This is a genomic window from Aquimarina mytili (assembly GCF_016735115.1).
Classification (GTDB): domain Bacteria; phylum Bacteroidota; class Bacteroidia; order Flavobacteriales; family Flavobacteriaceae; genus Aquimarina; species Aquimarina mytili.
In genome coordinates this window covers 27,721-51,570 of sequence record NZ_JAERQJ010000008.1, presented here as the reverse complement: position 1 = coordinate 51,570, position 23,850 = coordinate 27,721, and the positions used below count along the sequence as shown (strand labels likewise).

The 23,850-nt window shown below is 35.9% G+C and carries 14 protein-coding genes; 7 read left to right on the top strand and 7 right to left on the bottom strand.

The genetic code is table 11. The annotated features are described in order from the left end of the window. The 6 genes from JJQ60_RS17185 (at position 1) to JJQ60_RS17160 (ending at position 12,926) form a co-directional block, all read left to right on the top strand. Complete coding sequence (locus tag JJQ60_RS17185; protein WP_201923225.1) at positions 1-462, top strand: SMI1/KNR4 family protein; 462 nt, start codon at positions 1-3, stop codon at positions 460-462. 253 nt (positions 463-715) lie between these two features. Continuing rightward, positions 716-1,240 carry a hypothetical protein gene (locus JJQ60_RS17180; protein WP_201923223.1) on the top strand — a complete coding sequence of 175 codons (525 nt, stop codon included), beginning with the start codon at positions 716-718 and terminating at the stop codon, positions 1,238-1,240. Positions 1,241-1,302: 62 nt separating this feature from the next. Next, positions 1,303-6,234 carry a hypothetical protein gene (locus JJQ60_RS17175; RefSeq protein ID WP_201923221.1) on the top strand — a complete coding sequence of 1,644 codons (4,932 nt, stop codon included), beginning with the start codon at positions 1,303-1,305 and terminating at the stop codon, positions 6,232-6,234. A gap of 227 nt (positions 6,235-6,461) precedes the next feature. Next, positions 6,462-6,764: a GIY-YIG nuclease family protein gene (locus JJQ60_RS17170; protein ID WP_201923219.1), complete on the top strand. Its 303-nt coding sequence runs from the start codon at positions 6,462-6,464 to the stop codon at positions 6,762-6,764. Between the two features lie 186 nt (positions 6,765-6,950). Further along, the gene (locus tag JJQ60_RS17165; protein WP_201923217.1) at positions 6,951-9,122 is read left to right on the top strand and encodes a fibronectin type III domain-containing protein; all 2,172 of its coding nucleotides are present in this window, start codon (positions 6,951-6,953) and stop codon (positions 9,120-9,122) included. A gap of 393 nt (positions 9,123-9,515) precedes the next feature. After that, positions 9,516-12,926, top strand: a complete 3,411-nt coding sequence (locus JJQ60_RS17160) for a T9SS type A sorting domain-containing protein (protein ID WP_201923215.1) — start codon at positions 9,516-9,518, stop codon at positions 12,924-12,926. A gap of 644 nt (positions 12,927-13,570) precedes the next feature. Here JJQ60_RS17160 and JJQ60_RS17155 read toward each other — a convergent pair. Then, a complete protein-coding gene (locus JJQ60_RS17155) occupies positions 13,571-13,768 on the bottom strand; it encodes a hypothetical protein (RefSeq protein WP_201923208.1) in 198 nt (65 codons plus the stop codon). An 87-nt stretch (positions 13,769-13,855) separates the two neighbouring features. Here JJQ60_RS17155 and JJQ60_RS17150 point away from each other — a divergent pair, with 87 nt between their 5' ends. After that, on the top strand, positions 13,856-14,500 hold the full coding sequence (locus tag JJQ60_RS17150; RefSeq protein ID WP_201923206.1) for a hypothetical protein: 645 nt from the start codon (positions 13,856-13,858) through the stop codon (positions 14,498-14,500). A gap of 94 nt (positions 14,501-14,594) precedes the next feature. On the opposite strand, the gene JJQ60_RS17145 is transcribed toward JJQ60_RS17150, so the two are convergent. From JJQ60_RS17145 to hppD, 6 genes are all read right to left on the bottom strand, one after another. Next, positions 14,595-17,237: a TonB-dependent receptor gene (locus JJQ60_RS17145; RefSeq protein WP_201923204.1), complete on the bottom strand. Its 2,643-nt coding sequence runs from the start codon at positions 17,235-17,237 to the stop codon at positions 14,595-14,597. 284 nt (positions 17,238-17,521) lie between these two features. Next, positions 17,522-19,162: a glucose-6-phosphate isomerase gene (pgi, locus tag JJQ60_RS17140; protein WP_201923202.1), complete on the bottom strand. Its 1,641-nt coding sequence runs from the start codon at positions 19,160-19,162 to the stop codon at positions 17,522-17,524. Positions 19,163-19,166: 4 nt separating this feature from the next. Beyond that, entirely contained in the window at positions 19,167-20,420 is a 1,254-nt protein-coding gene (locus JJQ60_RS17135; RefSeq protein WP_236669161.1) for a peptidoglycan DD-metalloendopeptidase family protein, read from the bottom strand. 12 nt (positions 20,421-20,432) lie between these two features. Continuing rightward, positions 20,433-21,398, bottom strand: coding sequence for a tryptophan 2,3-dioxygenase family protein (locus tag JJQ60_RS17130; protein WP_201923201.1), 966 nt, complete (start codon positions 21,396-21,398; stop codon positions 20,433-20,435). Then, a complete protein-coding gene (locus tag JJQ60_RS17125) occupies positions 21,399-22,178 on the bottom strand; it encodes a DUF3108 domain-containing protein (RefSeq protein WP_201923199.1) in 780 nt (259 codons plus the stop codon). 396 nt (positions 22,179-22,574) lie between these two features. Next, positions 22,575-23,714: a 4-hydroxyphenylpyruvate dioxygenase gene (gene hppD / locus JJQ60_RS17120; RefSeq protein ID WP_201923197.1), complete on the bottom strand. Its 1,140-nt coding sequence runs from the start codon at positions 23,712-23,714 to the stop codon at positions 22,575-22,577. Positions 23,715-23,850 lie beyond the last annotated feature (136 nt).

Here is a 23,850-nt window from a genome sequence, read left to right as displayed (position 1 = left end):
ATGGAAAAAAGTTATGTCTCTTTTTTGAATGATTATGCCAATGAAATTGGTGAAACTATTGGTTTAAGTATTGATAAGATTAATCAAATAGAAAAAGATTTTAATGTTAATTTACCTTTAGCATATAAGCAGTTCTTATTTAGTTTTGGAAGAAAATCTGGGTTTTTGTTGAACGGTTATTATATTGAATATCCAGAATTAATTCACAATAAGGGAGATGTTTTTCATGAGCTTAATTTTGATGATCGAAAAACACAAATTGAAAAACCAGAAATAAAAGATAGCTACTTTTTCTTTGCTCAATGGCAAGGTTATAATTTTTTCTTTTTTGATTGTTCTTTAAAAGAAGATAATCCTATAGTTTTTTTATTTGATACAAATAAAATTATAAAATATAAAGACAGTTTTACTGAATTCCTAAGGGATGAAGGTTTAAAGCCTTTGCTTGATAACTTGTCTTAAGCTAGTTTTTCATGTAGTGAATAATCTTGATTACTTATGAAAGTAGTAGTAATAAAACATAAAAACAACTCGCTTAACAAAGTCTTTGACTTAGCGGAAGAACTGTAAATCAAGCTTTGCATAATGGAGCAAAATGGGAAGATATTCAAATTCACACCATCGATATCCGACCAAATGGAAATGTTTCAGATGTGGTAAGATGTGTCGAGTGTCAGGATATTTTTAAAGGAATGCACGTAACAAGTGAATAGTTATGAATTTAGATTTTAGTAATATTTCAATTAGAGGAAGAGTAGCTTACGCTATAATTTGCTTAGAAAATGCGATAAGGTTTTATGAAAAAGAAAATCTTGATTGGTTGTATATTTTCAATTTATTATGGGCTTATACTAAAGATGAAGTTGGAAATTGGCACTATCCTATGGCTGAGTCTACTCCTAAATCAATTATGTTTGATGCTGATTACTCTTCAAAAGAAATGGAATATATAGATAGAGATGAATATGAAAAGTTGTCATTACTATATAAAAATTCAAATAATACAATAAATTATATTATAGATAAATTATTTGAAATAGGCACTCGTGATTTATACTCTTCTATTATAAATAATTCTCCAGACACATTAAAATATTTACAAGAAATCATAGATGTAATGGAAGAAAGAGGTATTACATTACCAAACATCAAGTTCTTTCAAAAATTTCCAATATCAGAAAATGAAGGTTGGGGCAGAAAATTTTTGAGAGAAGATATTTTCAATGAAAATATTGGCTAGAGTAATTAAAAGAAGTTATCATTTAAGACAATTAAGAGAAAGAACCATCAACCCAAAATAGTATGAAAAACTACTACCTACGTATACTAACCCTTCTACTACCTCTAATCACCTTAGCGGGGATTGATGGTGTTGATACAAATACCCCGGGTATTACCACTCCTTCAAAAGATAAGGACACGGTACTATCGTATACGGCAAATACAGAACATTTATCACAGCTACAACAGCAGCTACTGCTTAAAAAAGGGGTGTTGGGTGTTACCAATACAACAGCAAAACCAAATGTATCTCAAAAATTCAGGGCGTTTCCTAAACTAGATGCTGCACAACTAGAGCAGCAATCGTTTATGATTCCTCTTGCTAAAAGAGTACCAGAGTTTAATACAACCTATCTGGCAGAAAACTTTCCCCAGAATCCTAAAGTAGATAAGTTAAAAGCAAAAGCAAAAGCCGCTTTTGACGAAATAAAAAAACTGCAAAACTTTGCAGAGATCATTACAGGTAAAGAGTTGTTAGAGCTACCTGTAGGACTGAGCAAAAAAGATTCTACCTCGGGTAATAAGGTAGAACTAGCCATCACTGAGGTAAAGTTTTTACCTAAATATGCCGAGTTTAATGCCTGGGCAAAGTTAATTATACCCGTAAAAGGACCTAACGGAGAGCCTTCGCGGGAACTCTATTTTGGAGCAGAAGGGATTAAACTCTCACATGATGGTGCGATTATCGGGGATATGAAACTGGTATTATTGGGTGATCAGGCTATTCCGATTAATGGAGATAACTGGTTGCTAACGCTCAAAGGAGATGTCAACCTTAAAACAGGAACCTTTGGTGAAAAATCTTTTGTAGAATTTGATTGCTCGGGATTAAAAGAGATCTCACTAGAAGGAGACCTTCGTGTATCCCGTAATGTATTACTGCCAATTGATGACCAGGGTAATTATGTGTGCGGTACCAGTACCGACAATCAGTATGCAAAAGATAAAGAAGGCAATCTTTTGCAAGACGAAAATAAAAATAAGATTATAGATACAAACTGTTATGTAGGTACCTCGTTTAGCATCAAAGCAAAAGGTTGGAATGACCTATTACTCGAAGTATCTCTTCCAAAATTTGAAATCAACGGTTTCAAAGGGTGGGGATTTCATATCGAACAAGCGGTGTTGGACCTTAGTGATTCTCGTAATGCTGATAATCTGGTGTTTCCAAAGGAGTATCAGGATCTGTTTCCGTTAGAAGAGCAAAGTTTGTGGCGAGGGGTGTATGCTAAAGAAGTTAAGGTATGGTTACCACAAGGGATAGAACGAATTAAATCAGGAAAAAAGCGAGTTAGTTTTGGAGCGCAACACCTGGTGATCGATAGTTACGGAGTTTCAGGAGATTTTTATGCAAACAATATTTTAAGTCAAGATGAAGGAGCAGCAGGAAAATGGGGGTTTAGTATAGATTCTGTTGGAGTAACACTAGCAGTTAATGCCCTTAGAAGAGGTGCTATACGAGGAGATATTAAAGTACCCGTAATGAAAGATCCATTAGGATACGAGGGTTGGATAGCTCCAAAAGAATATGGCTTGAAAGTAACCCTAAAAGGAGAATACAATACCCCTGTTTTTCTGGGGCATATGCAATTAGAAAAAAACTCTAGTGTAGCCGTAAAAGTTAAAGATGATAAGGTATATCCATATGCTAATCTTACAGGTAGCCTTTCGATGGCTGGTAAGATAGATCAAGATGAAGGCACCGAAGCAGCTCCCGATTCATCACAAAAAGATAATAAAGGGTTTAGCATGCAAGGGATAACGTTTCAGGAGCTCGAACTACAAACCGAACCCGGAAAACGATTTATCCAGGCCAAGCAGTTTGGTTATGAGGGTGATATCAATTTAATGCTGTTTCCTGCTACTATAAGCGACTTACAAATGGTAAACCGCGGGCAAGACCAGGTAGGTTTAGCGTTTGACCTTAAGATCAACTTGGATAAGAATGGGTCTCATGCAACAACCAGTTTAGAGGTTCTCGGAAAATTACCCACAGATGCCCCAGTACATAAATGGAAATTCCATAAAGTAAAAGTTGGGGGCATAGAGATTGATTATGAAAAGAGTGGGTTTACACTAAAAGGTAGCTTAAAAGTCATGGAAGATGATCCTATCTATGGCAATGGATTCTCAGGAAGTCTCTCGGCATCATTCAAGAAGCTTAATTTTACTGCCAATGGTAAAGCCATGTTTGGAAGCAAAGATTTCAGATATTGGTTTGTAGATATTTGGACAGAACGAAATAATAATCCTGGTAAAAGTAAACTTTTGATTAACTCTTTTGTAGGAGGGTTATCAAACCGAATGAAAAAAGTAAGCGGTAATAGTAATGGGTTTACTCCATCTGATGCTGTATACGAACCCGACGAAAATACAGGTTTAGGACTACGCGCTGGTGTAGAGGTTGGTACCGTAAATGCCGATGCTTTTAGTGGCAAAGCATATCTTGAAATGGAATTCAATACCAGAGGAGGTCTGAATAGGATCGGCTTTATGGGAGAAGGATCATTCATGTCCAAGGGCAAGAAAGGGGCACTCACTCCTAAAAGAGCGCTTACCGGTATAGAAAAGAAAATCCAGGACTTTGCGACCAAAAATGCCAAAATAGTAGACCAGCTAAAGAAACATGGTAATTTTCTTGGATTGTCTAAAGAAGCCATTCCCCAAAGAGATATTGCATCTCAAGGTAAAATCGGAGTGTATGTTGGGATAGAAAAAGATTTTGTAAACAACACTTTTGATGGTGAGTTTGAGCTCTATATGAAAACTAAAGGTGTTCGTGGTGGTGGCCCAGACAATTTTGCCGGATTTGCTAAAATACATACAGGCCCTAAAGACTGGTATCTGCATGTGGGAACACCCCAACGTAGATTATCATTAGTATTTTCGATTGGTAAGAGTGTAGAGTTTGAGGTTGGGGGATATTTTATGACCGGAAACAAACTACCCAGCCAGCTGGATCCGCACCCAAGAGTAATTCAAATATTAGGAGATGATATCTTGGATAATAATAGAAAAGATAATCAACTTGATGCAGCTCGAGGTTTTGCCTTTGGATTGAGTTTTACGTATCGTCGTAATTATGAATATTTGGTCTTTTTTGCATCTCTCGAAGCCGGTGTTGGATTTGATGTAATGCATGGGTACTTCCCTAATGCGAAATGTCGAGGGCGTAGTGGTCCTGTTGGAAACGACGGTTGGTACTCGATGGGGCAAGTGTATGCGTATTTATATGGAGCCTTTGGAGTACATGTAGATCTTAGATTTATTAAAGGACGTTTCCTGATTGCAGAAGCTGGATTAGCAGCTATGCTTAGAGGGCAGTTTCCTAATCCTGCCTATTTTGAGGGATTTGTAGGGATGTATTTTAATATTCTTGGTGGATTGGTTAAAGGTAGAATGCGTCTTAAAATTGATATTGGAGAAGAATGTATATTAGAAAATGTAGGAGATGCGGTTGGGGTTCCGATCATCTCTGATGTTTCTCCGGCAGATGGTAATCAAAAGATTGATGTATTTACGGCGCCGCAGGCAGTATTTAATTATCCGGCAAATACAGAGTTTGTTGTTGATACCGACGAGGGAGTAAAAACATTTAGATTGCATCTTAAACAATTTACGCTAACTTCTGAAGGTAAGGAGATAGAAGGTACTTTAGAATGGAACGACACTAATGATGCTGTAACGTTCTTCCCACGAAAATCATTACCATCTCAAAAAAAGGTAACCGCCACGGTTGAGGTAAGTTTTGAACAAAAGATTTTTCAAACCTTTGTCACCCTTACCGAAAATGGAAAGCCTGTTACCGAGAAAAGAGAGGTTACTTTTACTACAGATAAAGCACCAGATCATATCCCATGGGGAAATATTGCGTATCTGTATCCAGTGCCAAAACAAAAGAATTTTCATCCAGAAGAATATACAACAGGGTATGTAAAGCTAAAACAAAATCAAGATTACTTATTTGATAATAGATTTGCCATAAAAGGAGAGTTTAGATCACAAACAGGAGTTATACGCCGTACTGATGCTTCTTATGATATGCAAAAAGCTATCGTATATTTTCCAATTCCTGAAACGGATCTAAAATCTGATCTGGAATTTAGATTACTCGCTTTTCCTGCAGGACAACAAGTGCCTACAGAGATTGTTGTTGAAGAAACCGATATTACTTACGATGATGAAGAAGGAGATACAAGTTGGTTTGATCCTGCAAGTGGAAGCACAGAAACAGTAAGTGCCAGTGGTACAGCAACAGTATCAAATAAAAAAGCTAGTAGTGCAAAAGTATCTAATGCAACACCTAAGTCAATTCTGGACTACACGTTTAAGACCAGTCAATATGCTACTTTCAAAGAAAAAGTACGAGACCTTAAGTTTACAAATCATGTAACCAATTTTATCTATGCAGATGTACATTCCATGTCGATAGAAGTGGCTAACTATGAAACTTTTGATGCTCCTGATATAGTAGGGAATAAGCATACCGATTCTAAGTCGTTGATATATGCTGAAGCACTATTAAAAGATAGTTATTATAAGAGGTTGGTAAACCCAATGATCTATAAAGAATATCCTTTGGATGGAAATATTATAATGGATCGCGATGAAAAAATATTAGGAGTGCCCCCGGTAAGATCGTTTTATTTAGGAAATGAATATTTGGCAAATTACAAAAAGAACCCTGATTCGTATTGGGTAAAAAATCGTATTCCATTTATATACAACCTTCCATATCAATATAAAAAGGATATGGTTTATCTTAGAAATAGAATTGTAAACCGATATGTAAATGGCAATACTATAAATAGAGCCATGTATGATAAATATGAATATTTGATTGAAACGCCTTTCCCGGCATTGCCTTTAGGAGATTTTAGAGCTCAATTGATATATAGAACTCCGGGGGATATCTATAAAAAAGGATATGAGATTAAATATAAGAATGATTAAAATGAATTTTGTCATTCCGTGCTTGACACGGAATCCAAAAGACAGAAGAATACTTAATGCTAGTAATGGATCCCTGCCTACGCAGGGATGACAAGAAAATGAATAATAAAAATAATAATATTGTCATTCTTGTGTAGGCAAGAATCCAAAACGAAGCAGAAAAGTATTGAATGAATAATAAAAGCACTGTCATTCCTGCGTAGGCAGGAAACCAAAGAAGAGTAAAAATGTTAAAACCAGAACATCAATATTATGTATATATCCTTACTAATAAAAAGAATGGAACGCTGTATGTTGGGATGTCAAATAATCTGGAAAGACGCATTTTTGAACATAAGAATAAACTCATCGAAGGGTTTACAAAAAAGTATGGTTTGGATAAGCTAGTGTATTTTGAAGTACATCCTTATGTAAACGATGCTATTATAAGAGAAAAAAGAATTAAAAAATGGAAAAGACAGTGGAAGATTAATTTAATCGAAGAAGATAATTTAGGTTGGAATGATTTAAGCCATGATTGGTTTGAGTAGTAGAGAAGAATTGTCATTCCTGCATAAGCAGGAATCCATAATAAAGTAAATATATTAAAATCACGATATAGAATAATCAATACGTTAGTGGATCCCTTTCTACAAAGGGATGACAAGGAAAATGAATAATAAAAAAACAGTGATTTTGTCATTCCTGCGTAGGCAGGAAACCAAAGAAGAGTAAAAATGTTAAAAATTAAAGACGAAATAATCAATGTGTTAGTGGATCCCTTTATAAAAAGGGATGACAGAACTAGAGCAATATATCCCAATGCTCCCTCTCCCTTGAGGGAGAGGGCTGGGGTGAGGGTGTTGTTCTTTCTACTGTTTATATCTACTCTTGCCACCGCTCAACAAGAGGCATCGGTACAAGTAGTAGTTCGTCCTTTACAGGATAAGGTAATGTTACGTTGGGCAGTAGATCAACCCAATGCCTGGAAAAAAGCAAACCAATACGGTTTCCTTGTAGAACGTATTACCATATCCAGAAATGGAGAGGCAGTACTTCCTAAAGAAAGCCAAATGCTAACCGCTACAGCACTAAAGCCTAAACCTTTAATGGAATGGGAGCCTCTTGCCAAAAAAGATCAAAATGCAGCCGTAATTGCACAGTCATTATATGGTGAAACTTTTGCCGTCGATGCTATGAATACGATGGAAAGCGTGGTGGCAATTAACAAAGAGCTTGAACAAAGATTTACTTTTGGTTTGGTGGCTGCAGAGCAAAGTTATGAAGCTGCACTATTTGCCGGCTGGGGTTTGATAGATACTGAAGCAAAAAAGGGAGAAAAATATCTTTACAAAGTGTCTGTTGCTATACCCCCAGAAGAATCCATAAAGATTAATGAAGGCTCTGTGTTTACAAGTTTGGATTTGTATGAAGAATTACCAAAACCCATTGGGTTGGCAGGAGATTTTGGGGACAGTAATGTTGTATTAAGTTGGAATTTTAATTTACTGCAAAGTATCTACACTAATTATATAGTAGAACGATCAGAGGATAAAATTAAGTACACGCCGTTAAGTGGGTCTCCGGTATTTAATGCGCAGCAACCAAAGGATGCACCATCATACTCACTATTTTATAACGATTCGATTCCAAATGATAAGATGTTTTACTATCGGGTAAAAGGTAAAACTACGTTTGGAGAAATGGGCCCACCATCTGATATTCTGGAAGGAAAAGCTGAAAAAGGATTGAATTTTCTTCCTCATATCTCTCAAAAACAGATACCCGATAACAATACCGTAATTTTGGATTGGAAGTTCCCAAAAGAAGCGAATGAGCTCATCACTGGGTTTGAACTAAGAAGAAGCAACAAAAATGATGGCCCTTTTACTACCGTTAAAGATGGTATTCTGCCTACTGCAAGAACAATAACGTATAAAGGATTAAAGCGAATAAACTATTTTGTGATCGTTGCCAAGGCAAAAAATGGGGCCGAAAGTGAATCGTTTCCTAGCATAGTACAACCTATAGATTCTATTCCGCCAAAGCCTCCTGTAGGATTAAGCGGAGTCATCGATACTACCGGAGTCGTACAATTATCCTGGACTCCTAATACCGAAGAAGACATGCTGGGATATCGCGTATATAGAGCCAATAATCCTAATGCAGAATTTACGCAGATCACACGTTCTGAAGTAAGAGATAATCAATATACCGATACAATTGCCGTCAAGAATATGAATAAAAAGATATACTATAAGATAACGGCAGAAGATCAACGCTATAATGCCTCTGATCTTTCTGAGATGCTCGCTATCGATAAACCAGATCTAACCCCTCCTTCGCCGGCGGTGATATCAAAATACGAAGTTACTAAAGAAGGAGTGCAGGTAGTATGGATCCCAAGTAGCAGTGATGATGTGATGGCTCATATAGTATATCGTAAGGATATGTCTGTAGCAGGCGGATTATGGGAAAATATTATAGAGAAAACAAATATAACTGATACCACGTATGTCGATAAAAGTGCTGAGCAAAACAAGGTGTATAGCTACACCGTAATGGCTAAGGATACATCGGGTTTAGAAAGTTCACCAGCGACTCCTATTGAAGTTACTATTGCTCCAAAAACTATTGAAGCAGAAGATATTAAGTTTTCTGGAGTAGCCAATAGAGAATTGCGATATATCCAATTATCATGGAAGGTAAAAAATGATGCTATTGCTGAATATCGTTTGTATCGTGGTGATGGGGATAAAAAATTACAACTGTTTAAAACCTTTGAGGGAACAAAGGATACCTATAAGGATACAGAGCTTGAAGCAGGATCAGAATATACCTATGGGTTACAAGTATTGGTAAAGGGAAGCACGCCATCAGTACTAAAAAAGATAACAGTGAAGTATTAAAAAAATAATATGTTGTCATTCCTGCGTGTCACATTGAGCTTGTCGAAATGCAGGCAGGAATCCATAATAAAGTAAATATGTTAAAATCACGATATAGAATAATCAATACATTAGTGGATCCCTTTCTACAAAGGGATGACAAGAACACGTGTATAGGCATAAGAACTGTCATTCCTGCGTGTCACATTGAGCTGGCAGGAATCCATTATAGTAGAATGATAAAGAGAAAACAAATATGGATCCCGTTCTACAACGGGATGACAAAATAAGAACAAGTAGAGTATAAATAAATTGTCATTCCTGCGTGTCACATTGAGCTTGTCGAAATGCAGGCAGGAATCTAAAACACAAATCAAAAATAAGTAAGGGCTAAAACAGGGAAAAAGTAAAAACATGAAAAGAATTTTTATTGTACTATGTATTGTATTGGGATATACGTATTCAGGTTTTAGCCAGAATAAGCTTTATGTCTTAAAAGATGAGACTGTCTATTGGGACGAAATTGATTATTATAATGAAAATGCAGATAGAGAGCGTTGGGGAGAGTTGATGTATGGAAAAGGTTATGCATACAATCAGGGCAAATATAACATTTCGGAAAATACCGTTGACCTTCGTGTTGGTTATCGATTTGGTTATAATGATGATGTCTCCGATGGATGCAGTGGAGTTTGTGGTGTTTTTGCATGGTTTTGTAATGAAAGAATTACCAGATCACTCTCTCCAATGCAGGAATTTAGAAATATTGATATTCCTGATGTGTGTCTTTATGTAAAATATCAAGCTATATTTCTACCTAAATTAGACATTGAGAACCCATCCCCGTGTCCAGAAGAAGGTAAATTGTTTAAAAAGTATAACAATCAAGTTGCAAGTAAACCAAATATAGCTTGGGAGTACAGAGATTTAGATAATCGATGGAAACCCATAACAAATCATAGAAATCGATTTCCTCTTAACTATACAGCCAAAGAAATTCTAGGTGCAAAAGCTGATGATTTTGTTAACAGAACATTGTTTTTAAGATATAAGGTCTCTGCCACCTTTACTAGTGATGTATTATATTCTGATCCGTATTCATTTGATGTCAAGGCCTGTTCACCGGGTTGGGTAAGTACTTCTCCTACTAATACCAGTTGTTATGGTGCTAATGACGGTAGTGCTCGATTAACATTTGACAATGATATCGCTTCAGGGTACCAGATGCGTTATTTTATTTACCAGGGAAATCCTGGTGATTTTACAGGTGATCCAGAGTCAGGTACGTTGCCCCAGGCATATACCGATCATCTTTTACCTTCGTTAACTAATAACGGTAATGATACGTATAGTGGTGCTACCCAACGTAATTTAGAACCGGGTAACTATTATATTGTTTACCAGGAGGTACGATTTAGTGGTACTTCAGTTACCGTCAAAAGCGGAGAGATTACGCCACGGTTTACTATTGATGGCCGTTCTCAGATTGTCACAGGGATAACAAATACGATTCAACCAGAATGTGTTGGTGCTAAGGGTATAGTAACACTTTCTTCTACAGGAGGCACTAACTTTGGTGCAGGCGTTTTAGAGTATAGTATTGCAGGAAGTGGAGATTGGCAATCATCCAATGTTTTTGATCAGTTGGATCAGGGTGTAGGATATCGTTTTCTCTCACGCCGTAGATTTGGTAGTACGATTTGCGAAGGCACCACTACAGGATTAGTAACCATTAATGAGATCACCAATTCGTTGGGCATTTTTGCACCGGGTACTAGTGTTACCAAACCGGCCTATAATCCAACTTCGGCCAGTGGTGCACTTATTGTATCGACCAGTAATGGTACAGGGCCATATACGTATATTCTTAAAGAATCAGGTACTAATACAGAAGTGAGTCGTAAAGAAAACATATCCACAGATTCAACAACGTTTATAGATCTATTGCCAGATGATTATATTGTCGAGGTAACAGATGCTATAGGTTGTAGTGTAGATACCGATGTATTAACGGTAAGTTCTCTTCCGGTGCCTCAATTAGGTACTCCTATTGTTACAGAGATTTTATGTATTAATGATGCCAATGGTAAAATAGAGATCGAAGTTACAAATGGTGCTTCGTACCGATGGTATAAAGTAGGTGAAGCAGCTCCAATACAAACAGGGAACATCGATCCGATGGCTACCGTTACGGTAAGTGCAGAGGGATTATCATGGGGAGAGTATCGATTAGAGGTGATCCCTGCAGGAGGAGACTTCTCAATCCCAGAAACGGTAATAAGTTCGGCTGTAATCCCATTAGCAAATCCAGCCGAAGTAGTTATTAGCAATCCGGTAGCTACCGATATGATTTGTTATGGCGATGCCAATGGTAAAATTACTCTGGATCTAAATGGGGGTACGAGTTATGAATATCAATTAGCAGGAACTACTACCTGGACCCCTATGATAGGTAATGAGATTCCAATTGTAACCGGAGGGTTTTATGATATTACTGTACGTAACCAAAATGAGTGTCTTTCTAATACACTGACTGATATTTTTGTGTATGAACCCGACGAGATAGAATTGTTTATTGACATCAAAGATGAGGTAACCAGTTTTGGAGGTAATGATGGTGCTATTTCGGTAACTATACAAGGCGGTACACCACCTTATAGTTATGAGTGGAGTGCTGACAATGGATTTGTTTCTTTTAGTGAAGATATTACCACATTAGAGGCCGGAGAATATATGCTGGTGGTCAGCGATGCAAATTCAACTACAGGAAGTATCAATGGATGTGTGTTAGTAACCAATTTTACCATTACTCAACCTGATATTATTGAAGAAACCATTACCGATCCTACCTGTTTTGAGGGCTGTGACGGATCTATCTCATTACTGGTAAATCAAGGGATAGGGACGTTTACCTATAGTTGGGATAATGGAATGACTGGTAGTAACATTACAGGTTTATGTGCTGGATTCTATACGGTTACCATAGACGGCTTACCTAATGGCACCCAACAACGTACATATGAGGTGGTTAACCCAGATGAGTTGATTATTCCTCTACCTGATACTAAAACGTTTTGTGTCAATCAAGAGCCTGTATTAGACGCTACCATAACAGGTCAAGGTCCTATTACATATCTGTGGAGCTCAGACAATGGATTTAGCAGTAGTACTGCTTTGGTAACACTCCCCAACACAGCAGCAACCTATACTGTAGTGGCTACCGATCAAAAGGGATGTGTAGCTACCCATAGTATAACTGTTGTGCTTAGTGAAGCCGAGATTGATGCCGAGTTTGGGGTGTCGAGCCAGGTATTTACGGGAGACGATGTGATATTGATTGATCTTAGTTACCCTCTACCCGATAGTATAGAATGGATTTTACCTAAAGAGGCAAATATAGAAAAGCAAGATCAGGATGAAGTGATCTTAACCTTTGACAAAGCCGGAGAGTATGAAGTTGGGCTGTTAACCAAGTTGGGAGATTGCGAAGAGATACAAATGAAAACGGTATTAGTCATTGATCAACAAACTAGTGTGGGTCCAGAGAGTCAGGAAGAAGATAGTGCAAAGAAGATCGAAGATTTTCTACCTTATCCTAATCCAAGTAGAGGTAAGTTTACGGTAGATATCACCCTGGGTGATATAGGTAAGGTAGATATCAAGGTATTTAGCTTAATCAGTAATCGTATGATGGCACAACAACAGCAGGATAGGCAATCTGAGTATAGTATCCCATTTGACCTGTCTGGACTGTCCACAGGAGTCTATGCCATTGTATTAGAAACTCCTTATGGAAGGGCGTTAAGAAAGATCGTTGTGGAGTAGTGTTTATTTGTCATTCCTGCCCTTCGTCTATCGCTCAGGATAAACTTTGGCAGGAAACCATTATAGAAAAAGGGTTAAGTGAAAACGAGAATGGATCCCTTTCTGCAAAGGGATGACAACATAGGAATAAGTATAATATAAAGAAGCTGTCATTCCGTGCTTGACACGGAATCCACATAACAAAAAGACCAAGTAGTATGTGTGGATCTCCGCCTACATTTCGACAAGCTCGCCCTGAGCTTGTCGAAGGGCTCAATGTGACACGCTGGGATGACAATTAGATGAGTAGTAAGAAAATAATAGAATAACAATAACCGTCATGGATCTAACAATATCCTAAAGGTGTATATCAATAGCCAACAGGTACATAACAATACACTTCGGATCTGTAACAATGTCAGTCTGATGCATTGCAATGCGTTTCCGGTACGTAACAATGTCAGTCAGGCGCGTAACAATGCACTTCAGGTAGATAACAACACCCTTACTTTGTGTAACAATGAAGATCAGATGGCTTACATTATACTTGTGGGGAGTAACAATACAAATGGGTTAGTTAACAATGATCGGTTCGAGTCGATTTTTTTGCAAGAAAATGAATAAAAATAGTATCAATAATAAGTTTCTTTCGATTTGAAAAATCACTATTCTCGATATACTTCTCCTAAAGTCGAAGCACTCGAATTGACGTGATTTTCTAATTTAAAAGCATAGTTAACGTGAATGCTGGATAAGAAATTTTCGTCAGTTTGAGTGCCAAATCTATGATTTGGTGTATCGAAAACAAGAAAATTTCGATTATCGAGTACACCCCAAACCCAAATTGTCGGAAACCTCTGCATCAAAAAGGGGTTTAATCCCCAGAAAATCATATGGTTATTTGCTGTAGGTTTGTGACTTCAAACTTTTAAAACTATAAATTCACACAAATGAATCAAGAAGAAGTAAAGTATTACCGAATGTTTATTGCAGTAAAAAACACTTTGGAAAACAACACCTCGATATGGAGTGGAAATCCAAAATTTGCTGAAACCAAAACCAATTTTGATAGCGAAGTAAAAGCGATTAGTCTTTTGGATAAAGAAGCTTCTCTAAATACTAAAGGACAAACTCGGGACAAAAACCAAATACGTTCTGCAGTAGAACAAAAAACGTTGATGTTATCTGGTGCGCTTACCGCTCATGCTGCACTTACACAAAATGAAACCTTAAAAGAAAAATTAATTACCAGTAAGTCTGGCCTGGAACGTCTTAAAGAAACCGAATTGGTTACCTATGCGGGTATCATGGCCGATACGATTGTACCTTTACAACAAACCTTTACCTCTGATTATGGAGTTACTGAGTCTGAAGTAGAAGATTTTCAGACCACCTTAGATGAATATGCTCCTTTGGTGGGGGTTACACGACAACGTCAGGCAAAGATTAATGCCTCCAAGAAAACATTGCGTGGACATGTAGATGAGGCCAATCGTTTATTACGGGAAATTATTGATCCGTTATTATTACGGTATAAATATATCAACGCAGAGTTTTACAACGAATATCAACAATCCAGAACAATTGTAGATTAATTAAAAAGATCTAAGGAGACAGTGGATACATAAAAGAAAAACCCTCATTCGATAATCATCGATGAGGGTTTTAACAATTTTATTCTAATTTGATTTAGAACTTATAACTTAATGAACCATTAAACGTTACACCGTTAGTAAATAAAGTTCCGAAATCATCAGTAGACTGCTGTCTTACTTCATCAAAAACATTATATACATTAGCTCTAAATACAAGTTTGCTTGTATCGAACTTAAAGTTATACGTTAACCCTACATCAGTAAGTGAGAATGGCTTTATTTTTCCAACATTCTTAGTTTGTAAACCTCTACTATCAGGATCATCTAAGTAGTGTTGTGCATAATAGTTGATGTTAGCATCAACAGAAAGTCCTTCGATTACATTTACTTTGGTACCAAGACCAGCAGTAAATTGAGGAGCTGTATCAACTTTTACTCCATTTAAGTCAAGACCGGCCTCAGAAGAGATTAACTCATTGGTGTCATCATTATATTCTTCTTTTGATATTTCACCATTAAATCTCCAAGAACCTCCAGAAATATATCCTTTTAAATCCATCCAGCTAGCCGCATTATATACAAATTCTGCTTCTGCTCCCATATGAATTTGATTAACACCTCTATCAAAGATATTAGTATTAGTATCATCATCTGGGTCATCTGGAGTTTGAACAGGATTAAGATCTACACGACCACTTGATAAGATAACTCGATTATCCCAATTGGTATAGTACGCATTAAAATTAATTTGTAAGGCATTCATCTTAAAACGATATCCTAATTCAACACCAGTAATATCTTCATTATCCACTTCTGGTTGAACAAAATCATTAGATGTTCTAATTGACTGGAATACATTATCTAAGAACGGTTGTCTTGAATAATATCCTGCATTCAAGTATAAAGTATGAGTATCTTCAATAGTATATCCAAATCCTCCCTTAAGGTTATATCCAATTTTATTTAGAAGATCAGATTCCTCATCATTAAAGAATCTCTCCTCTCTCTTAAAAGATTGGTTAGAAACTGCTCCCTGGAAGAATGCACTAAACTTATCTCCAGCATATTCTATCTGAGAAAAAGCTCCTTGATAGTTGATATTTTCTGAGTAGTCATATTCAACACGTTGATCTTCGTCTGCAAAGTTGAATAAAGCAGACCATGGATCAGAATCAAATGTTTCAGTAATTAAACCTCCATCTGCACGGTCGTTAGCCCAACCTTGTAGTCCATGAAAATCAGTAATTTGCCTAAAGTGATCTCCACGGTATAATCTAAAGTCTACTCCAACATTCCATGAGATTTTCTCTGTCAATTCTGTGTTAAAGTTAGAGATCAACCCATACCATTGGTGATTGTTTACAGAGTTTCTTCTTACATATCCTTCACGAGCTTCATTATCTCCTATACCTCCAGTTATTCCAGCATTTCGCTCTTCAATTGCACGAAAATCTACTTGCCCTCTTAAAGGCCCATCATCTCCGTCAGGATCATCAGTTCTTAAGGTTCTAGCACCTCTTGGTCCTATCGATCCTCCACGACCCCATGATGCATATAATACAGAAGATAATTCAGATTTATCACTAATAGTCCAGTCCCAGTTTAAATTGGCTACTGGTTTGTGGTAATAATTCCCTCTTTCTGTTTCAATGTTAGAAGTATACTGTCCATTACTACCTGCTGTTGGATTAAAATCTTCAGTGAATCCCCAATGTTGGTTATATCTCGGGTTGGCAGCAATGATTTCATCACTTTGAGACCATCTTTGCCCATGTTTTTGAGGAGCACCAGTAACTAAGAAATTAAATGTGTGCTCTTCGTTTGGCTTATATCCTGCAGCAAAAAAATATGTTTGTCCTTGTCCAAAAGTACCTTCAGCCCATTTTCTATGTGCTTGCCAGTAATCTACTAATACAGAAAAAGCCCATCCTTTATCATTCATTCCTGTATCATACGCCAACGTTCCTTTGGCATAACTATCGTTACCTCCTAAGAATCTAGCAAATCCACCTTTTTTTCTGTCGGCAGCTTTCATTACGATGTTTACCGTACCTCCTACAGAAGAGATAGCCAATTTAGAAGATCCTAAACCACGTTGTACCTGTACTGCATTAGCAATATCTGAAAGACCTGCCCAGTTAGACCAAAATACACGCCCATCTTCCTGAGAGTTGATAGGCTGACCGTTCAATAGGATGGCCGTATTAGTATCATCAAAACCTCTTACAAATAAAGCACCATCTCCAAAACCAGTTTGGTTAGAAACGAATACAGAAGGTGTACTTTTGATAATTTCTGGTAATTCAACATTACCAACTGCTTTTTCCTGAATTTCATTAGCTCTAATAGTAGACACTGCGATAGGTGTTTTTCTATCATCAGCTAAATCGATAACCCCTGTACCTACAATGATAATCTCTTCTAGAGAGTTATCCAGGTTTAATGTAATTGTACCTAGGTCCTGATCTCCGTTAGTCACATCATACTCGATGTTTTTAGATCCAAATCCTACATAAGAAATATTAATAGTTCCTGTAGGGCTATCTACTTTAAGAGAAAACTTACCATCAAAATCCGTAGATGATCCGTTAGAAGTTCGTAATTGAACTACGTTTGCTCCTGGTAATGGTGCATTTGATTCACCGTCGAATACTGTTCCTGTTACCACCCCTTGTGCATACGTTTCCCCAACGAATGCCATTAGGATTACAACAAATAAAAATGTAATCTTTTTCATTATAAATAATTGAGTTAATTAATCGCCGCAAAAGAACGAATCTTTCTGCAAACTAAGTTTACCTTAATGTTAAGAGTTTTTAACAAAAAAACCATCAATCAAAGGTAAGTATATTTCAAAGTGATGCTGGTTATCAGGCAATTGAAGATATTCACAAGTTATTAACTAAAGAAATGTTAATTATTGTGGCATAATTTTATGCAACATTGCTGTCAGAAAAGCGTCAGGAAATGAAAAAACCAGCCTAATAATCAGGCTGGTTCTAAATATTTATCTGTTTTAATTTACTTACTTAAATAGTGCTGTAGTAATTTTTGTGTTGAAGAATCATGTTCAGAAACTTGTGAATTGTTAATTTCTGTTAAGATTTTTGTAGCTAATTGTTTTCCTAATTCTACACCCCATTGATCATAGCTAAAGATATTCCACACCACACCTTGTACAAAAATACGTTGTTCATACATGGATACTAATGCACCCAAACTTTTTGGAGTTAGTTTGTCAATTAGAACTGTTGTTGTTGGTTTGTTTCCTTCAAAGATTTTAAAAGGCAGTAATTGTTTAAGCTTCTCTTGAGAAAGTTTTTTGGATGTTAATTCTTCTACAACTTCGGCCTCTGTTTTACCATTCATCAATGCTTCTGTTTGTGCAAAGAAATTTGCCATTAACTTATCTTGATGATCTTGATCTTCAAACAAAGAATGTTTAAAACCTATAAACTCTGCCGGAATCAATTTTGTGCCTTGATGAATTAACTGAAAGAAAGCGTGTTGAGCATTGGTACCGGGCTCACCCCAAATAATAGTTCCGGTTTGATATGCAACAGGGTTACCATTACGGTCTACACTTTTTCCATTACTCTCCATGATTCCTTGCTGTAAATATGCAGGTAATCTATGTAAGTATTGAGAATAAGGAATAATCGCTTCGCTTTCGGCTTCAAAGAAATTATTGTACCAAATGCTAAGCATTCCTAAAATAACAGGTATGTTATCTTCAAAAGAAGTATTTTTGAAATGCTCATCCATTTCATGTGCTCCTTCTAATAGAGCTTCAAAATTTTCATACCCTACAGAAAGACTAATAGACAATCCTACAGCACTCCAAAGTGAAAAACGTCCGCCTACCCAATCCCATAATGGAAAAATATTTTCTTCAGCAATCCCAAAATTAGTTACGTTAGGAATATTACTAGATACCGCTACAAAATGCTTGCTTACTGCTTCTTTTGAAGCGTGTTGTGTAAACCAGTTTCTTGCTGTAGTTGCATTAGATAATGTTTCTTGAGTAGAAAAAGTTTTAGAAACTACCACAAACAGGGTTGTTTCAGGATCTAATCCTTTTAAGTTTTGATGTACATGGTCTCCGTCTACATTAGAGATAAAGTGCACATTAAGATGATTTTTATAAAACTCTAAAGATTCTGTAATCATTGCTGGTCCAAGATCTGATCCGCCAATACCAATATTTACAATATCAGTAAATGCTTTACCAGTATATCCTTTTAAACTACCCGAAATAACCTGATCGCTAAATCCTTTTATTTTTTCTTTTACCGAATCAACTTCGGGGATTACATTTTTGCCTTCAATCTCTATTGTATGGCTTGAAGGAACCCTTAGTGCGGTATGTAGTACTGCTCTTTCTTCGGTTTCATTTATGATACTTCCTCCAAAATAGGATTGTATAGCTTCGTCAAGTTTTACTTCTTTGGCAAGGTCAAGTAATAATTTTTTAGTGGTTTTGTCTATTCTGTTTTTAGAATAGTCTACATAAAAATCTTTCCATTGGACAGAAAAAAGATGAGCTCGATTTTCATGGTTTTTAAAAAGATCTTTAAGATGCGTATCTTTTATATTCTCGTAATGAGATTTTAAGGCTTCCCAGGCTTTTGTGGTGGTTGGGTTAATAGTTGGTAATGACATAATATTATAAAATAGTTTCTTGTGGTTTAAATGGCACACTGTCTAAAGCAGTTCTTAAAGGTTCTATATGTTTATAAAATCCCGGCCTTAAGCTATCAGCTAAAGGTTTTGAGGCTGGTAGATCTTGCTTGAAAGGGTCAACTTCTTTTCCGTTTTTCCAGAATCTGTAGCATACATGTGGTCCGCTGGTATTACCGGTCATACCGATGTATCCTATAACATCACCCTGCCTTACAAATTGTCCAACTTTTACGGCTTGTCTGCTCATATGCAAATATTGGGTGTCATAAGTAGCATTATGTCTTATTTTTACATACTTGCCGTTACCTCCTTTACGTTCTGATTTTGTAACAATACCATCTGCAGTAGCTAATATGGGTGTCCCAATAGGAGCGGCAAAATCAGTACCTCTATGTGGTCTTATTTTATTGCCATAGTATTTAATTCTACGTCTGAGATTGTATCTAGAAGAAATCCTGCTAAATTTTACTGGAGCTCTCAAAAATGCCCTGCGTAAATTATTAGCTTCATCGTCAAAATAATCTATAGAGCCATTTATTGAATCGTCTACAAATCTAAATGCATATATCGGTTTACCTCTATGCTCAAAATAAGTTGCTTTTATTTGGTCAATTCCTGCAGGAATAGTATCGTCGATAAATTTTTCGGTATACATAACTTTAAATCTATCTCCAGCCTGAAGTCTGGTAAAATCTATGGTCCAGGCATATATGTCTGCCATGTTGTAGGCAACCAGAAAATTAAGGTCTAAATCATCAAAAGTTTGCATTAAACTACTATTGATGGTTCCAGAAGCAGTTTTTTCTACTAATTTTACTGGTTTTTTACGCTTTGTAGCTATAATACTATCTCTGAAATCAATTACTGTGTAATCAATTTTATTGTTTTGATATATAAATACCTGAGCTTTTTCTGTAGTATCTTTAGCTTTAAGAAGCATATAGGGTTTTCCTGCCATGATCCGTGCAACATTAAAAGTATCTTTGATTTTGTTTGTGATCTCAAATACTTTTGATCTGCTAATGCCATGAGTATCCATAATGGCTCCAAAACTATCTCCTGGTCGTATGGTATCATTGACTACACTAAAATGATCTAAGATATAACCAAATTTTTTGACCACAGGAGGTGTTTCTTCTTTAATCTCTTCAGGAACAACAACCTTTGCTTCTTTCTTTTCCTTTTGGCACGAAAATGCTACTACTGCTATAAGTAGCAAGTAACTTATTTGCTTCAACTGACGACTATTTTATTTTGTGGTATTAAACTGATGTGCAACCCATTGTTGGCCCCAATTTTCCTTCTCTTCTTCACTCCAAAGATTAGGAAAAAATGTAATCCTTTGAAAACTAGGTGGTAGAAATTTTTTCCAATTGGTCCCTCCAGTAGCTAAAACTTCACCCTTCTCTTTATTGAGATACCTATAGGCAGCACCCATATGCATTAATAACCAATTAATATTGACATTGGTGTCAAAAGTACGTAATGCTTCGATAAGGTGCACGTTATTTTGCTCTTTTTCTGGCAGATCGAGGTATTTATGGAATATAGTACTGCTTTTTACTTGATGAGCAATACGCATCATTCTTGGTGTATATCTATATTCGAATTGTTTTAAGGTAAGAGTTTTTTCTCCGGTTTTTAAATCCGTAGCACCAAATTTCCAGTATAAATGCTCGAACACCTCTTCAAGAGGATCTTGTTCAGAAAATTGTCCTCTTTCTTTAGGATTAACCAGGTTTGTTAGTGGAGTTGAATAAATTTCGATAAGTCGAAATTGAACCGATTGAAACCCACTAGCCGGAAGAAGAGACATTCTGTATTTTAAGAATTGTTCTCTGTCCATCCCTTTGATCATAACATCAAAAGAATTAATTAGCACTCTAAAATAACGATTAACGCGATGTAGTTTTTCTGTAAAAAACTTAGCGTTTTGTAATTTATCGTCTATGATTTGTTTTAGCTCATGTATGATAAGTTTAAAATAAAGCTCTGTGATCTGATGATAGGCTATAAAAATTTCTTCATCAGGAAAATGAGTCCTTGGTATTTGTAAACTGAGTAGGGTGTCTAGATGAATATAATCCCAATAGGTTAGATATCTATCATGAAGGAGACCGTCAAGGTATGATCCCAAATCTTGGCCCGAATTTTTAAATTTTCTTTCTAATTGCTGTATTTTTTCAGCAATTTCTGGTTTAATGGGTTGATTCATTTAATCTACTAGAATTTTAAAAGGATGTTTAAGGCCTTTAAAAGCATCTAAATCTGCTTTGATAGAGCCTACTAATATATCAGCTTTTATTCGTACTGGCATACGGTTGTCGTCATCGCTAACCCAAACCGTCATACTTTCTTCTTCTTTAAAGATTCTGTCTGCCATAACATATGGCCTAAATTTTAAACATGCAATTTTACCCATTTTAGTTCTAATAACCTCTCTTCCTAGAAATTTTAACTTAAAAGGGTAGTTTTCATTATCAAAAAACATATTTACATACTGCTCATCACCTTTTTTTAATGAAGATGTTTCTATAGTATTACGCAAATAATAAAAAGAAGACATCATATCCTGTACATTAGATTGAATGGGGAACTTCTGTTTTGTATTGTATTTTTTGTTAAATACTAACGCCTGACTTTTTTGATGATCAAAATTAATTTCTATGTCTTTGGTATGACCTCCTTCATTAATTTTACGAATAAACCTATAGGGCTTAACTTCGTTTTTGTCTATATAGGTTTCATAATAATCTTCAACCTTAAAAAATACGCTTAATAATCCAGAAGATTTTCCTGTACCAACTATATGATGAACAGGAATATCATTTATAGTATCATCTTTAACTTCTAGCGTTGCATAACTTGCAGTAAACAAGCCATAGTGTATTCTAAATCTAAACCATTCTCCAGAATCAAATGCTTTATGATTTTCTTGAGCAGAAACTGTAATTGACATACTCAATAGAAGTAATATTAAAATAGGCTTTTTCATAATTTAGGGCTTTACTAGCAATAGATAAACATATAATTTTCTATTTAATTACAATTTCTATTCCAAAAGTACTATTTAATGTAAAGAGATAAAAATGAAAGTGTTATCAATGTATTAAAATGTAAACAAAAAAAGAGAGCCACCACAGCTCTCTTTTTTACTTTTATTAACCAACTAAAAACTTAAATTATGAGAATAATTATTGTTTTAGATATAAGTGGTAACCACTCCACTCATATTTGCAAATATCAACTTTTTTTGAATAATTATCAATCGAAAACGTTTTTTTATTACGAAATTTAACAAAAACTTATAAAAATAATCACAATATTTCAATTTCTATAAGATATTAACATTCTTGATTAGAATATTCAAAAAAGTATAAAACACTTATTTTTAAAGAGTTCCTCTTTGCTCTTGTTCTCTTTCTATGGCTTCAAATAGTGCCTTGAAATTACCTTTTCCAAAAGATTGTGCTCCTTTACGTTGTATAATCTCAAAAAACATAGTTGGTCGATCTAATACGGGTTTGGTAAAAATTTGAAGAAGATAGCCTTCGTCGTCGCGATCAATTAAGATTCCTAATTCTTTAAGAGGGGCAAGATCTTCGTCGATTTCGCCTACTCTGTCTAATACGGTTTCGTAATAGCTGGCTGGAACTGTTAGAAATTCGACTCCTCTATTTTGAAGATCAGAAACGGTTTCAATAATATTATCTGTTGCCAATGCCATATGTTGTACACCAGCACCATTATAGAAGTCAATATATTCTTCAATCTGAGATTTTTTTCTTCCTTCTGCTGGTTCGTTTATTGGAAATTTAATACGCCCGTTACCATTGCTCATTACTTTACTCATTAGGGCAGTATACTCTGTAGAAATATCTTTATCATCAAAGGATACTAATTGAGCAAACCCCATAACTTTGGCATAGAACTCACACCATTTGTTCATTTCATTCCATCCTACATTTCCTACCATATGATCTATATATTTTAGTCCAGTAGTAGCCGTTTTATAAGGTTTATTCCAGGCCATGAATCCAGGTAAAAAAGCGCCATGATAATTCTTTCGTTCTACAAAAATGTGGACCGTTTCTCCATAGGTGTGGATTCCCGAAAAAACAACACTTCCGTGTTCATCTTTTTCAGTTTTTGGTTTCATATATGATTTGGCACCACGTTTTACAGTTTCTTCATAACTTTTAGTGGCGTCATCTACCCAAAGCGCAACTACTTTTACACCATCACCATGTGCATTAATATGCTTATTGATATCACCATCGGGTTGCAGCGGTGAAGTAAGTACTAATGTTATTTTATCTTGCCGAAGTACATAAGAAACACTGTCCTTACGCCCTGTTTCTAAACCCGCATATGCTATGGGTTCAAATCCCCATGCCGTTTGATAATAATAAGCTGCTTGTTTGGCATTGCCCACGTAAAGTTCTACATAATCGGTTCCTAAAAGCGGTAAAAAATCCTCTGCTTGTGGAACTACTTTTTCTAAATCTTGAGGTGTTATATTGGTTGACATATTTTTTTGTATTAGTTAATGTGTAATTAGAAAATGAGAGAATGTTTTCTCTGAATAAATTAGAATTAAATGAATCAAATCCTAATTACCACATAGCTCTTATATGGGGAGTTATGTCAGTTCTATAATTTAACAT